At 62.9% G+C, this 11,813-nt stretch carries 14 protein-coding genes; 9 read left to right on the plus strand and 5 right to left on the minus strand.

Features of this window, described 5'->3' with window-relative positions; genetic code table 11:
• Positions 1 to 19: 19 nt before the first annotated feature.
• Positions 20 to 571 (minus strand): DUF1993 family protein, encoded by a 552-nt coding sequence (locus D7V80_RS14955; protein ID WP_120588804.1) that lies wholly within the window; start codon positions 569 to 571, stop codon positions 20 to 22.
• Positions 572 to 973: 402 nt separating this feature from the next.
• Positions 974 to 1,384, minus strand: a complete 411-nt coding sequence (locus tag D7V80_RS14965; RefSeq protein WP_120588805.1) for a hypothetical protein — start codon at positions 1,382 to 1,384, stop codon at positions 974 to 976.
• A gap of 180 nt (positions 1,385 to 1,564) precedes the next feature.
• On the opposite strand from D7V80_RS14965, the gene D7V80_RS14970 reads away from it, so the two are divergent.
• Positions 1,565 to 2,089 carry a DUF1993 family protein gene (locus D7V80_RS14970; protein WP_120588806.1) on the plus strand — a complete coding sequence of 175 codons (525 nt, stop codon included), beginning with the start codon at positions 1,565 to 1,567 and terminating at the stop codon, positions 2,087 to 2,089.
• A gap of 122 nt (positions 2,090 to 2,211) precedes the next feature.
• On the opposite strand, the gene D7V80_RS14975 is transcribed toward D7V80_RS14970, so the two are convergent.
• The gene (locus D7V80_RS14975) at positions 2,212 to 3,969 is read right to left on the minus strand and encodes a serine/threonine-protein kinase (protein WP_120588807.1); all 1,758 of its coding nucleotides are present in this window, start codon (positions 3,967 to 3,969) and stop codon (positions 2,212 to 2,214) included.
• Between the two features lie 124 nt (positions 3,970 to 4,093).
• Between D7V80_RS14975 and D7V80_RS14980 the strand changes: the two genes are divergently transcribed.
• A complete protein-coding gene (locus tag D7V80_RS14980) occupies positions 4,094 to 6,058 on the plus strand; it encodes an ABC-F family ATP-binding cassette domain-containing protein (RefSeq protein ID WP_120588808.1) in 1,965 nt (654 codons plus the stop codon).
• Between the two features lie 5 nt (positions 6,059 to 6,063).
• Here D7V80_RS14980 and D7V80_RS14985 read toward each other — a convergent pair whose 3' ends face one another.
• A complete protein-coding gene (locus D7V80_RS14985) occupies positions 6,064 to 6,276 on the minus strand; it encodes a hypothetical protein (protein ID WP_120588809.1) in 213 nt (70 codons plus the stop codon).
• 201 nt (positions 6,277 to 6,477) lie between these two features.
• On the opposite strand from D7V80_RS14985, the gene D7V80_RS14990 reads away from it, so the two are divergent.
• Together D7V80_RS14990 and D7V80_RS14995 are read left to right on the plus strand one after the other, a co-directional pair.
• Positions 6,478 to 8,442, plus strand: a complete 1,965-nt coding sequence (locus tag D7V80_RS14990; RefSeq protein WP_199738648.1) for an ATP-dependent endonuclease — start codon at positions 6,478 to 6,480, stop codon at positions 8,440 to 8,442.
• Positions 8,439 to 10,100: a UvrD-helicase domain-containing protein gene (locus D7V80_RS14995; RefSeq protein WP_120588811.1), complete on the plus strand. Its 1,662-nt coding sequence runs from the start codon at positions 8,439 to 8,441 to the stop codon at positions 10,098 to 10,100. The genes D7V80_RS14990 and D7V80_RS14995 overlap by 4 nt, the downstream gene beginning before the upstream one ends.
• Before the next feature lie 87 nt (positions 10,101 to 10,187).
• Here the strand turns inward: D7V80_RS14995 and D7V80_RS15000 are convergent, their stop codons facing one another.
• Complete coding sequence (locus tag D7V80_RS15000) at positions 10,188 to 10,376, minus strand: hypothetical protein (protein ID WP_120588812.1); 189 nt, start codon at positions 10,374 to 10,376, stop codon at positions 10,188 to 10,190.
• Positions 10,377 to 10,524: 148 nt separating this feature from the next.
• On the opposite strand from D7V80_RS15000, the gene D7V80_RS41790 reads away from it, so the two are divergent.
• From D7V80_RS41790 to tnpB (D7V80_RS43920), 5 genes are all read left to right on the plus strand, one after another.
• On the plus strand, positions 10,525 to 10,665 hold the full coding sequence (locus D7V80_RS41790) for a hypothetical protein (RefSeq protein WP_158616634.1): 141 nt from the start codon (positions 10,525 to 10,527) through the stop codon (positions 10,663 to 10,665).
• A gap of 162 nt (positions 10,666 to 10,827) precedes the next feature.
• On the plus strand, positions 10,828 to 11,142 hold the full coding sequence (locus tag D7V80_RS15005) for a hypothetical protein (protein ID WP_120588813.1): 315 nt from the start codon (positions 10,828 to 10,830) through the stop codon (positions 11,140 to 11,142).
• A gap of 3 nt (positions 11,143 to 11,145) precedes the next feature.
• Positions 11,146 to 11,295 (plus strand): IS66 family insertion sequence element accessory protein TnpB, encoded by a 150-nt coding sequence (tnpB, locus tag D7V80_RS15010; RefSeq protein WP_120588814.1) that lies wholly within the window; start codon positions 11,146 to 11,148, stop codon positions 11,293 to 11,295.
• A 66-nt stretch (positions 11,296 to 11,361) separates the two neighbouring features.
• Positions 11,362 to 11,676, plus strand: coding sequence for a hypothetical protein (locus tag D7V80_RS15015; protein ID WP_120588813.1), 315 nt, complete (start codon positions 11,362 to 11,364; stop codon positions 11,674 to 11,676).
• A 33-nt stretch (positions 11,677 to 11,709) separates the two neighbouring features.
• Positions 11,710 to 11,813 (plus strand): IS66 family insertion sequence element accessory protein TnpB (tnpB, locus tag D7V80_RS43920; RefSeq protein ID WP_370452494.1); only part of this gene is annotated, 104 nt, incomplete at its 3' end.

Consider the following 11,813-nt stretch of genomic DNA (forward strand, 5'->3'; position numbering starts at 1 on the left):
CAGCCCGAACAGATACCGTTCACCCCTTGCCGCCCAAAAAGTCTCCCATGGTGAGGTGCACGCCTTGGTTGCGCAAGATGCCGTAGGCGGTGGTCATGTGATAGAAGAAGTGGGGAATCGCGAATTCGATCAGAAACTGGCTGCCGCTGAAGCTCATTGAGCCACCGCGGTTCTTGATCACGATCGCTCGCTCGAGGCCAGCTTCGAGGTCGCTCGGCGCGATCTCTCGGAGAGATGCGATCGTCGCATCAAGGCGTTGGTACAGATCCGCAAAGCTCTTTTCATCGCTTGCGGCCGGCACCGATGGCGCACCCAGCAGGTGCGCCACCGCCAACCTGGCTCCCTCTGCAGCCCAGTGGACTTGGGCCGCGAGCGTGTACATGTGCACGTCATTCGGATGACCTGCAACGCCGCGCACGCGACCTTCTGTGGCGAGTTGCGCGTCCAGCAGAGCGGCTTCACCGCTGCCGTTGGCGGCGATATGGGCTTCGGCCTTCGTCAATAACGTTTTCAAGTTGGCCAGCCCGCGAATGAACAGGCCAGCAGATGAATCGTAGGCATTCAGAGACATGGCGCACCTTTCATTTGGTGCCAATATTACTCGATCAGGTCCAGGCGCGCGCTCCGCTGAGAAGGTGAAAGGCATCGCGCGCAAAGCCGCAAAGCCGCGAAGAAAGGCGCGGTTTTGCCGGGCGCGTCGTACGCGATTGATGAGCGCGGAGAGCGCAGCGCCCGCTCCAGGAACTCCGCGAAGTTGGAGGCGGTGCGCTCCACCTCCGGGAACGTCTCGTGGAAGGCGTCGAATAGCGGGTAGCGGTGCCGCCGGCCTCCGCGGGCATGAGCAGGAAGCGGCCCTGCCAGTCACTCTTGATGGCGGCGTGCCACATGCAACCCATGAGCGGGGAAGGTGGCAAGTCAAAGTCGCGCGGCTGTGTGCGCCCCGTTGGGGGAGACGCGCGGGGCGCTCTGTGCGCTACTCCTTCTCCGGTCGCACGCTGCCGTCCTGCCCGGTGACGAAGGGCAGCGCGCCGGAGGCCTCGCCCGAGACGCCAATGCTGTAGAGCCGTCCCGACTGAAGCTGCTGGGCGGGCTCGACCATCTCGAAGCCGTCCGGCACCTCGCCGTAGACGATGCGACGTCCGCGCGTCCCGCCGAAGGAGACAGCGCGCACGTGCCACACCGTTTTCCCCTCTTCGGTTACCACGCGGATGACGTCGTACCGCGGCGGGCCTCCGTCCTGGGAGGGCTCGTCGACGACGAAGGCGGGGCTGGGGAGGCGCTCATGGCTGGACGCGAGCGTCACGTCCAGGGGCGGCTGGCAGGCGGTGAGGAAGGCTACCTGGAGAAGGACGAGCGCGAGCGGCAGGACTCGATGCAGGCGCATGTTCACGGTGCTCCCTGGCCGGCGCGGAGGACCTTCTTCGCGGCCTCTAACTGCCCAGTGTAGCCCTTGCCGTCGAGCTTGAACGGCGCCGGGGGCGTCCCCCCGGTTCTTGCTGTCGTGGTCGTTCGGGCGCATCCTGAAAAGGCGGAAACGCTAGCGCCAGAAAGTGAGGGAAAGCCGATGGCGACATCACTCTACGACCTCAGCGTGCCCACCTTCCTGCAGACCGTGAGGGCCGTCGCTGGCTTTCTCGACCGTGCGGCCAGGCACTGCGCCGAGACAGGTGTTGATCCCGACGACTTCGTGAAGGCGCGCCTTTTCGACGACATGGCGCCCTTCCACTTTCAGGTCGAAGCCACATGGCACCATTCCGTGTGGGGAGTGGAAGCCCTCAAGACCGGTGTGTTCGCCCCGCCGGCCTTGGTCGGACCGGTCCCTTTCGCCGACCTGCAGGCGATGATGGGCAAAGCGGAAGTGGCGCTGGAGGCGTTCACGCCCGACGAGGTCGACCAGTGCGCGGGCAAGGACCTGGACCTTCAGATCGGGCCGAGGAGACTCGCCTTCACTGCGGAGACGTTCATCCTCTCGTTCTCCCTGCCGAACTTCCATTTCCACGCCGTCACTGCCTACGACATCCTCCGCTCGCGCGGTGTACCGCTCGGCAAGCGTGATTACGAAGGCCGGCTGCGCACTCGATCTGCCTGAGCCGGAAGTTCGTTGTGGAGGCAGGCGGGGGATTGAAGAAAACGAGGACAAAGAAAAACCCAGCAACCCGTTGAGATTGCTGGGCTTCTCGGGATGGAGGCGGCGGAATTCAAACCCGCTGCCTACTCGAACACGCCGATGCCCGGGTCGTTGCCGCCGGACTTCGCGGGCTTCGTGGGCCGGGGCGTCGGCGCAGCGCGCACCGGCTCCAACCGCACGTTCACGCGCTGCTCCGCCGTGTCCGCGAGCCGGCTGTAGTCCAGGGTCTTCTCCTGGTCCTGATGCCCGGAGAGCTTGAAGCGCAGCTCGGTGACCTTGGAGCGCGGCATGAGTAGCTTGGTGGGCGTGGTGCCGATCTGCGCATCACCATCGAAGATGGCCGCGCCGGACGGCGAGGAGGTGAACTCCACCGTCACGTCCTGCGGCAAGGCCGCCGGAGGAGGCGTCGCCGGCTCCTGCACCCGTGCGGGCGGCGCATCCACAGGTGCCTTCGGAGACGTCATCCCCACGGGAGCCTGCGGCGGCGGAGCCATCTCGCCACCCCCGCGTGCCATCACCACCGCCACGCCCGCGCCAATGAGCAGCAGCGGCACGCCGATGAGCGCCGCCTTCACGCCCCCGGACATGCCCTTGGGCGGCGGCGGAAGCTCCGCTTCCGGCTCCACGTGGCGAGGGGCAGGGGGACGCGGCCTGCTCGCGGCCATCGGCGCCGGGCTGTTCCCGTTGGACGTCGCCCGCGGAGCCGCCGCCTGCGCTCCCGCCGGCGTGCCGCCCCGAGGAGGGGCCATGCCCACACGTGAACCCGTCTTGCCCGTGGCCGGCGCACGGCCCGCGCGGCTGCCGGAACCCAGCCGGCTCCCTGAACCCGCACGGCTTCCCGAACCCGCGCGGCTGCGGCTGCCCGTGCCCCGCTCGGCGCCGGGCGTGCCGCCCGTGGGGTGCGCGTCCAGTTCCTCCGGGGACAGGCCCTCCACCGCGTCCAAGAGCGCGTCGATGAACTCCTGCGCGTTCTGGTACCGGTCCTCCTTCTCCGGCGCGAGCGCCTTGGTGAAGAAGGCATCCAGCTCCGCAGGCACCGGCGCGCCCTGGCGCTTGCTGTTCACCGGGGGCACGGGCTGCGTCAGCGACGCCGTCAGCGCCTTGCGCACCGTGTTCGCGCCGTAGGGCGAGCTGCCCGTGAGGCAGAAGTAGAGCACGCCCGCCATCGAGTAGAGGTCGGAGCGCTGGTCCACGGACTCGCCGCCGGCCTGCTCGGGCGGCATGTACTGCGGAGTGCCCAGCACCTGGCCCGTGGAGGTCAGCTGCTCCTCCTCGTCCTGCTCCAGCGCCTTCACCAGACCGAAGTCCAGCACCTTGACGAAGTCCTTCCCGTCGAGCGCCTGGACCATGATGTTGTGCGGCTTCAGGTCGCGGTGGACGCAACCCTCCTCGTGCGCATGCGCCAGCCCCAGCGTGGCCTGCTCCAGCAGGTTCACCGCGCGGCGCAGCGTCATGGGCCCTTCGCGCTTCACCAGCTCCTTGAGGCTCTCCCCCTTGAGGAGCTCCATCACGTAGTAGCAGGTGCCGTCCGCCGCCCGGCCGAAGTCGAAGATGGTGATGACGTTCGGGTGGCGCAGGCGGCTGGCGATCTCCGCCTCGCGGCGGAAGCGCTCGAAGAACTGGGGCGCCGCGGCGAGCGACGGGTTGAGCGTCTTCACGGCCACCGGGCGCTGCACGGACGTCTGCGTGGCCCGGAACACCATGCCCATGCCGCCCTGGCCCAGGACGCTCTCAATCTTGTAGCGGCCGTCCAGCACCTGGCCCAGGAGCTGGAGGCTCTGCGCCGCGCACAGGTGATCTTGACCTTCGGTACTACCGCAGTGGGGGCAGGGAGCGGCCATGGGTGCCGGGAGTATAGGCAAGCCCCGCCTTCCGCCCAACCGGGGAGATGTGCTCCCTGGGCAGTCAGGCAGGCATCAGAACCGTTCCCGAAGGCCCTGCCGGCTGTTATCTCCCCCCTCCGCCATGAGCCTCGTCATCGCCCAGGACATCAGCCTCGCCTACGGAAAGAAGGTCCTCTTCGACGAGGACAATTTCACCCTCGGTCCCAGGGACCGGGTGGGGCTGGTGGGGGCCAACGGGACGGGCAAGTCGTCCCTCATGAAGATCATCGCCGGGGCGAGCCAGCCGGACGGGGGCACCGTCCAGTACAGCCGCCGGGCCCGGGCGGGGTACCTGCCCCAGGAGATTGCCGGCCTGCCGGAGGGCACCGTCGTGGAGGCGGTGATGAGCACCGTCCCCGGCCGGGACTCGCTGGAGTCGCGCCTGAAGGACACGGAGGCGGCGCTCGCGGCCAGCACGGACGAGGAGGAGCAGCTGGAGCTGGCCCAGACGCTGGCGGACCTCCACGCGGAGCTGGACGACTTCGAGAACCGCTACGGCCGCCACCACGCCGAGCGCATCCTCAAGGGCCTGGGCTTCAAGGACGCGGACCTGTCCAAGCCCACCCAGGCGCTGTCTGGAGGCTGGCGCATGCGCGCGGCGCTCGCGGGCCTGCTCCTCCAGGACCCGGACCTGCTGCTGTTGGACGAGCCCACGAACCACCTGGACGTGCCCACGCTCGCGTGGTTCGACGGGTTCCTGCGCCGCTCCAATAAGGCGATGGTGCTCATCTCCCACGACCGCGACTTCCTCAACCGGCAGATCAACCGGGTGGTGTCGCTGGAGATGGAGGGCGTGCGCGAGTACGCCGGCAACTACGAGGACTACAAGCGCCAGCGCGCCGAGGAGATGGTGCTCCTGCAGGCGCGGGCGGAGAAGGTGGAGCAGCGCCGCGCGGAGCTGCAGGGCTTCATCGACCGGTTCGGCGCGAAGGCCACCAAGGCGAAGCAGGCGCAGAGCCGCGCGAAGATGCTGGCCAAGCTGGAGAAGGTCCAGGTCCTGGAAGAGCGCCAGACGATGAAGTTCCGCTTCCCGGAAGTGGATCGCTCAGGCCGCGACGTGGTGTTGATGGAGGACATCACCAAGCGCTACGGCCCGCTCACCGTCTACGACGGGCTGAACGCGCGGCTGGAGCGGGGCCAGCGCATCGCCGTGGTGGGCGCGAACGGCGCGGGCAAGACGACGCTGCTCAAGATGGTGGCGGGGGAGCTGGCGCCGGACAGCGGCAAGGTGACGCTGGGGCACAACGTGGTGGTGGGCTACTACGCGCAGCACCACGCGGACAAGCTGGACCGCCGCAACACCATCATTGAAGAGGTGCGGCCCCTGGCGGCGGACAAGCCGGAGAGCTACGTGCGCGGCGTGCTGGGCGCGTTCCTCTTCAGCGGCGACGACGTGGACAAGCCCATTGGCGTGCTGAGCGGTGGCGAGCGGGCGCGCGTGGCGCTGGCGAAGCTGCTCCTGATTCCGTCCAACTTCCTGCTGATGGACGAGCCGACGAACCACCTGGACCTGGACTCGTCGGAGATGCTGATTGAAGCGCTGAAGCTGTACGGCGGCACGCTCCTGTTCGTGAGCCACAACCGCAGCTTCATCAACAACCTGTGCACGCACGTCTGGGAGGTGGCGGACGGCAAGCTCACGTCGCACGCGGGCAACCTGGACGAGTACCTCTACCACCAGGAGCAGGTGCGCCTGGCGGCCGAGGGCGCGGACACGAGCGCGCCGAGCGGGAAGGGCGCGGCGGCGGGGGCGGCGGGCCCGGTGTCGGAGAAGGACCGCAAGCGCCTGGAGGCGGAGGCCCGCCAGCGGCGCTCCGTGGTGGAGGGCCCCATCAAGAAGGAGATCGCGAAGCTGGAGGAGCGCATCGCGAAGGTGGAGGCCGAACAGAAGGAGCGCGAGACGCAGCTGGCGGACCCGGTGCTCTACAACGACTTCGCCCGGGCGAAGCCGCTGATGGACGCGCACCGCACGGGCAAGGAGGAGCTGGAGGACCTCTATGCCCGGTGGGAGGCCGCGCAGGAGAAGCTGGCGGCGGCGCAGGCGTAAGGGGCCTACTGGACGTCGAAGGTCTTCCGGACTGGTGCTCCGCCGCGCTCGATTTGCAGCTCGATGCGCCGGGCGTCTCGGAGTGTGGTGAAGGCCTCCAGCGCCTTGTCGGGGCTGTCCAGGTCCAGGCCGTTGATGCGCTGGAGCACGTCTCCATTGCGCAGCCCCAGCCGTGAGTAGAACGACTCCTCGCGGATGGAGAACAGCTTGAAGCCCACGGGTGATTGGCATCGGTAAGCGTCGTCGTCACATTGATTGAGCCGGTGCCGAACCCATGAGGTGGCTCCATGGTTCAATCGGCGATTAGGCTCCCAAATCCTTTAAGACTCAGGCTTGGGTCTAGCAGGACCTCTCCGCCTGCCTAGACAAGAAGATGGCCTTGATGTGCAATAGAGATGGAATCCTCATGCCTACTTCGCATGAAGATTCGTCTGTTCGGAGGGGTCATGAAACTCGTATCGCTCAAGATATGTAATTTCCAGTCTTTCGGTTTCAATCCAACAAGCATTTCGTTTGAGTCGTTGACATTTGTCATAGGTCCAAATGGATCGGGGAAGACTGCGGTGCTGCAGTCATTGGCAAGGTTATTCAGCTTTGAGTCGTCGCTTAGGCGCATACGACAGACGGATTTCCATGTGTCTGCGGAGCAGCTGGAAAAAGGTGAGCTTGAATATCCGCGCACTCTGTGGATTGAGGCGCAGTTTGAGTTCGCTGAGCTTCAAGATGAAAAGTCTCGACATTTGGCTGTCCCGGGGAATTTTGCTCACATGCGACTGGAGACTGCGGATGGAGTCCCATGTGTACGAATGAGGTTGACAGCTAAGTTGGATGAGTATGGTGATATCGAAGAGTCGTTTGAGTATGTTCTGGAGGCTAATGAGCAAGGCGATCCAGTTAAGACTGCGCCTGTTCAAAAGCACGAACGCAATACAATCCAGGTTCACTATCTGCCTGCGCGCAGAGATCCAACAGATCACATTTCCTATGCTTCCAGTTCGCTCCTTGGGCGTGCCTTGCGTGCTGCGGACTGGAAAATCGAACGCGAGAAGATTGGGCAGCTCACGAAGTCGATAAGCGAAAGCCTAACGGGTCATGCTGCGATTGCTGGGATAGGTGCCCAATTGTCGTCGCACTGGGGGCGTCTTCATAAGGGGGACTATTATGCGGATCCACGTCTTTCTTTTGCTCGCAATGAACTCGAAAGCCTGCTGAGACATCTTACCGTGGGCTTCACGCCTGGCCACGGCGAACTGCTTGTAGATTATTCGCGGCTTAGCGATGGCCAGCAGTCCATTCTCTATATTTCGCTTGTGCTGTCGATGCAGGCTATTGGTCAAAAAGTGCTTGAGGGGGAGAATTCTGATTTCGATGTTGGGAAGTTGAGGCCAGCGGTCTTTTCGCTGGTTGCAATGGAGGAGCCGGAGAATAGTTTGTCGCCTCATTATTTGGGGCGAGTAATAAATTCGCTGGGTGAGTTTTCTAAGAATCGGGATGCGCAGGCCGTAATTACGACGCATTCTCCATCGTTGCTGAAGCGCGTTTTGCCTGAGAATATTCGGCACCTCCGCCTTGGCGATGATCGAGTTACGGTCGTCCGGCAAATCGTGATGCCCGACGCTGCAGATGAGGCTTTTAAGTTTGTGAGGGAGGCAATTCAGTCATTTCCTGAGTTGTATTTCTCGCGCCTTGTTGTTCTGGGGGAGGGGGACAGTGAAGAGATTGTCTTGCCTAGAGCGCTTCAAGCTGATGGGCTTTTCGAGGATGACTCATCAATTTCTATAGTGCCGTTGGGGGGACGGCATGTGAATCATTTCTGGCGCCTACTTCATGATTTGCAGATTCCGTATGTGACGATTTTGGACCTGGACCTTGCTCGGCACCAGGGGGGCTGGGGGCGCGTAAAATACGCGTTGCAGCAAATGCATAAACTTGGAACGGAAGCAGGATTGACACTGGAGTTGATTGAGGGATTGCCGAAGTGGAATGGCGACGACCAGTTGATGAAGTCAGAGCGAGCCGGGAAAGCCTTGGCTTTTCTTGAAACGCGTGGTGTCTATTTCTCGTCGCCGCTTGACTTGGATTTCTCAATGATTAAGCAGTTTCCGGCGGCGTATGGCGTTGGGAAGGAAGAACTGCAGGCTCCCGACGCCAAACTCGTTTCGGCAGTGCTTGGGAAAAGTCATGGCGATGTGGGACAATATACAGCTGAGCAACAGTTGTATTTTTCTGCGTACCATAGCCGGTTTAAGCTGGGCAGTAAGCCGGTAGCTCACATTTCTGCCATGGCTCGCCTCAATAATGAAGAGATTCGGATTGGCATGCCAAGGGAGATTGCGAGCTTGGTCGCACTAGTTAAATCAAAGCTGGCGGAGTTGTCAGAATGATCAAGCCGAGTCAGTGGCAGCCATCTGAGGGACTTGCGCTTGAGCCAAATGCTCTTGCTGCTGCTATTGAAATTGAACGGAGTTTGGTTCTTACCGCAGGGCCTGGAGCTGGTAAGACCGAGATGTTGGCGCAGCGTGCTGGGTTTTTGTTGCGTACTGGCACGTGCCGCTACCCACAACGTATCCTAGCGATTTCTTTTAAAGTTGATGCTAGCAAGAACCTAAAAGAGCGAGTCCGACGTCGCTGTGGACCGGAGTTGGCGTCAAGGCTTGATAGCTATACGTTTCATGGGTTTGCCAAAAGGCTAATAGATCGCTTCCGTCCTGTCCTTACGGGAGATGATGCTCTGGATGCTGACTACACCGTGGGAGATCCTCGCGTCCATCGGCGGCAGATAGGTTTTCTGGATATGGTTCCGTTGGCGATTGATATCTTGCGAAAAAGCCCAATGGCCCGAAATGCTGTGCGCCAAACATACAGCCATGTGTTTTTAGATGAGTTTCAGGATTGCACAGGGTTTCAGTATGAGTTAATTTGTGCTGCCTTCAAGGGGACGCACGTCAATGTTACGGCCGTTGGTGACGTCAAGCAGTCCATTATGGCTTGGGCAGGCGCGTTGGACGGAGTTTTTCAAAGATTTGCTTCGGATTTTTCGGCCATTTCTTTGAATTTGTATCAAAATTTCCGTTCTCAGCCGCGATTGAGGCGCATGCAAAATGCCATGGTCAAGGTGATGGACCCTGCCGCCGCAGTTCCGGATGAACAGATTGCACAGGATGCTGGCTCTGTTGAGGTGCTTTCTTATTCGGATTGTCAGAAAGAGGCAGATGCGTTGGCGGCCACGATTCAGAAGTGGATCAGTAATGAGAATATTGCTCCTTCTGACATCGCTGTCCTCGTTTCCAGGCAGGTGGAGCACTACGCTGCACGGCTGATGCTTGCGCTTGATCGGCTCGGGATTTCCTATCGCAACGAAGTTTCGTTGCAGGACCTGTCAACTGAGCCCGTGGCAAGGTTGATTGTTGATTTTCTGTTGGTGGTTGTGGGTGAGTACGAGCCAGACGCGTATCGCAGGCTTATGGAAGTGCTTTTGGATGTCGATGCAGACGAAGTTGAGGCGTATGGAACGCGCTTGCGTTGGCGTCTGTTTATTGATGATTCTCGCCAACGTTTTCGGCAGAATTCGCTGCAGTTAGTGGATGCTGATGTGCTGAGGGAATTGGCAACAGGATTTCTGCAGTCGGTTGGTGTTCAGGTGCTTAGGTCTCTTTCGGCAGACTACGAACATGGTGGCTGGCTGGATGAGGTGACTTTGAATGCATTTCAGCGTATCGGCGAATTGCTGCGTGCTGGGCAAGGGGTTGTCGTGGCTCTGTCGCGGTTTTCAGAAGATGGCAATGTGCGCCTGATGACTATTCATAAATCGAAAGGATTGGAGTTTGATTCTGTTGTCATGTTGGGGGTTGAGAAGGAGACGTTTTGGGGGAAGCTGGTTGAGGAGCGTTCTGCTTTTTTTGTTGGTATCTCCCGTGCGAAGCGAAGGCTTGTTTTGTCTGTAGTGGCGGCGCGTGAGAGACCGTCAGGGATGAAAGGCCGCTGGGATGTGGTGCGCACGCCGCATAAGGAGTTTTTGGGGTATGTCGCCGATGCCAAATGAGAGTTTGGGTGAGGGTTGGCGTCAACAGAGCAGCCGATCCTCCCAGATGAACCCGTAATGCACGCCTATCCTCCGGAGGTAGGTCACTCAGGCCGGTTCGTCGCCAATGCGCACATTGGGCAACAGGCTCAGGCTTCGCCGGCTGTCGTACTCGAAGTCGACGGCGACTGGCAGCGGCTCATGGCGAGTTGCCGGCTCTGCGGCCTTCTGGCGCCAGGCCAACTTCTCCGCTTCCAGGGCTACACCCCGACACTTCATGCAGACGTCCACCGCCACGTCTGTCCCGCAGCTTCCACCATGGGCAGTGACGCGCTTCCGCACGTGGAGCAGGTGGGCGCCTGACGCCCGCAGGACGTAACCGTCCGGCCAACGACGTGCCGTGAGGGGTTGTCGACGTAGCTGGGCGCGGTGGACGCTGCTGGTTATGTCGAAGCAGGCGGAGAATCCGGAGTGGGCGCGCATCGCGGAGGACTTCGAGGCCTGTGGGCAGACGCAACGGGAGTCCGAGTTGGCGCGGGGCCTGAGGCTGAGCACGTTGCAGTCGTCCCTCCAGCCCAGTCCCTGAAGCATCCCCTCATTCTCATTTCTCTCTCTGAGCCCGCCTGCTCGGCCGCTCACGGGTTCTCCGAGGAGAAACTTCAAATGAGGGGATTGCTCGTAACCGTCCGGCCAACGACGTGCGGTGAGGGATTGCCGGGGTAGCGGCGCGCAGCGGACGCTTCGGGGCATGGCGAAGCAGGTGGAGAAACCGGAGTGGGCGCGCATCGCGGAGGCCTTTGACGCGAGCGGGCAGACGCAGCGGGAGTTCGCGTTGGCGCGGGGCGTGCGGCTGAGCACGTTGCAGTCGTGGGTGTACCGGGCACGTCGGGCCGCGCCATCGCGAGCGGAAGCCGTGCGGCTGTTGCCGGTGCAGGTGGCGAGCGCCCCGGAGGCGGCCGAGTCCGTGCTGGAGGTGGTGGCCGCGGGCGGAGCGCGGGTGCGATTCGCCGTCGGTACCGACGTCGGCTACGTGGCCCGGCTCGTCGCGGCGCTGGGGCGGTAAGCCGTGTTCGCCCTGCCTGCGTCGGTGCGCGTGGTGCTGGCGGTGGAGCCGGTGGACATGCGCAAGTCGATTGATGGCCTCATGGCCCTGGTGCGCGGCGCGTGGGGCGAGGACGTCTACTCGGGGCACCTCTTCGCCTTCGTCTCGCGGTAACCGTCCGGCCAACGACGTGCCGTGAGGGATTGCCGGGGTAGCGGCGCGCGGCGGACGCTTCCGGGCATGGCGAAGCAGGTGGAGAAACCGGAGTGGGCGCGCATCGCGGAGGCCTTTGACGCGAGCGGGCAGACGCAGCGGGAGTTCGCGTTGGCGCGGGGCGTGCGGCTGAGCACGTTGCAGTCGTGGGTGTACCGGGCACGTCGGGCCGCGCCATCGCGAGCGGAAGCCGTGCGGCTGTTGCCGGTGCAGGTGGCGAGCGCCCCGGAGGCGGCCGAGTCCGTGCTGGAGGTGGTGGCCGCGGGCGGAGCGCGGGTGCGATTCGCCGTCGGTACCGACGTCGGCTACGTGGCCCGGCTCGTCGCGGCGCTGGGGCGGTAAGCCGTGTTCGCCCTGCCTGCGTCGGTGCGCGTGGTGCTGGCGGTGGAGCCGGTGGACATGCGCAAGTCGATTGACGGCCTCATGGCGCTGGTGCGCACGGCGTGGGGGGAGGACGTCTACTCGGGGCACCTCTTCGC

It is taken from the genome of Corallococcus sp. CA054B, assembly GCF_003611625.1.
Classification (GTDB): Bacteria; Myxococcota; Myxococcia; order Myxococcales; family Myxococcaceae; genus Corallococcus; species Corallococcus coralloides.

Coding starts and splice junctions, on each gene's coding strand:
- D7V80_RS14955 (WP_120588804.1), bottom strand. CDS start 571: ATGTCTCTGAATGCCTACGATTCATCTGCTGGCCTGTTCATTCGCGGG.
- D7V80_RS14965 (WP_120588805.1), bottom strand. CDS start 1,384: ATGCGCCTGCATCGAGTCCTGCCGCTCGCGCTCGTCCTTCTCCAGGTA.
- D7V80_RS14970 (WP_120588806.1), top strand. CDS start 1,565: ATGGCGACATCACTCTACGACCTCAGCGTGCCCACCTTCCTGCAGACC.
- D7V80_RS14975 (WP_120588807.1), bottom strand. CDS start 3,969: ATGGCCGCTCCCTGCCCCCACTGCGGTAGTACCGAAGGTCAAGATCAC.
- D7V80_RS14980 (WP_120588808.1), top strand. CDS start 4,094: ATGAGCCTCGTCATCGCCCAGGACATCAGCCTCGCCTACGGAAAGAAG.
- D7V80_RS14990 (WP_199738648.1), top strand. CDS start 6,478: ATGAAGATTCGTCTGTTCGGAGGGGTCATGAAACTCGTATCGCTCAAG.
- D7V80_RS14995 (WP_120588811.1), top strand. CDS start 8,439: ATGATCAAGCCGAGTCAGTGGCAGCCATCTGAGGGACTTGCGCTTGAG.
- D7V80_RS41790 (WP_158616634.1), top strand. CDS start 10,525: ATGTCGAAGCAGGCGGAGAATCCGGAGTGGGCGCGCATCGCGGAGGAC.
- D7V80_RS15005 (WP_120588813.1), top strand. CDS start 10,828: ATGGCGAAGCAGGTGGAGAAACCGGAGTGGGCGCGCATCGCGGAGGCC.
- D7V80_RS15015 (WP_120588813.1), top strand. CDS start 11,362: ATGGCGAAGCAGGTGGAGAAACCGGAGTGGGCGCGCATCGCGGAGGCC.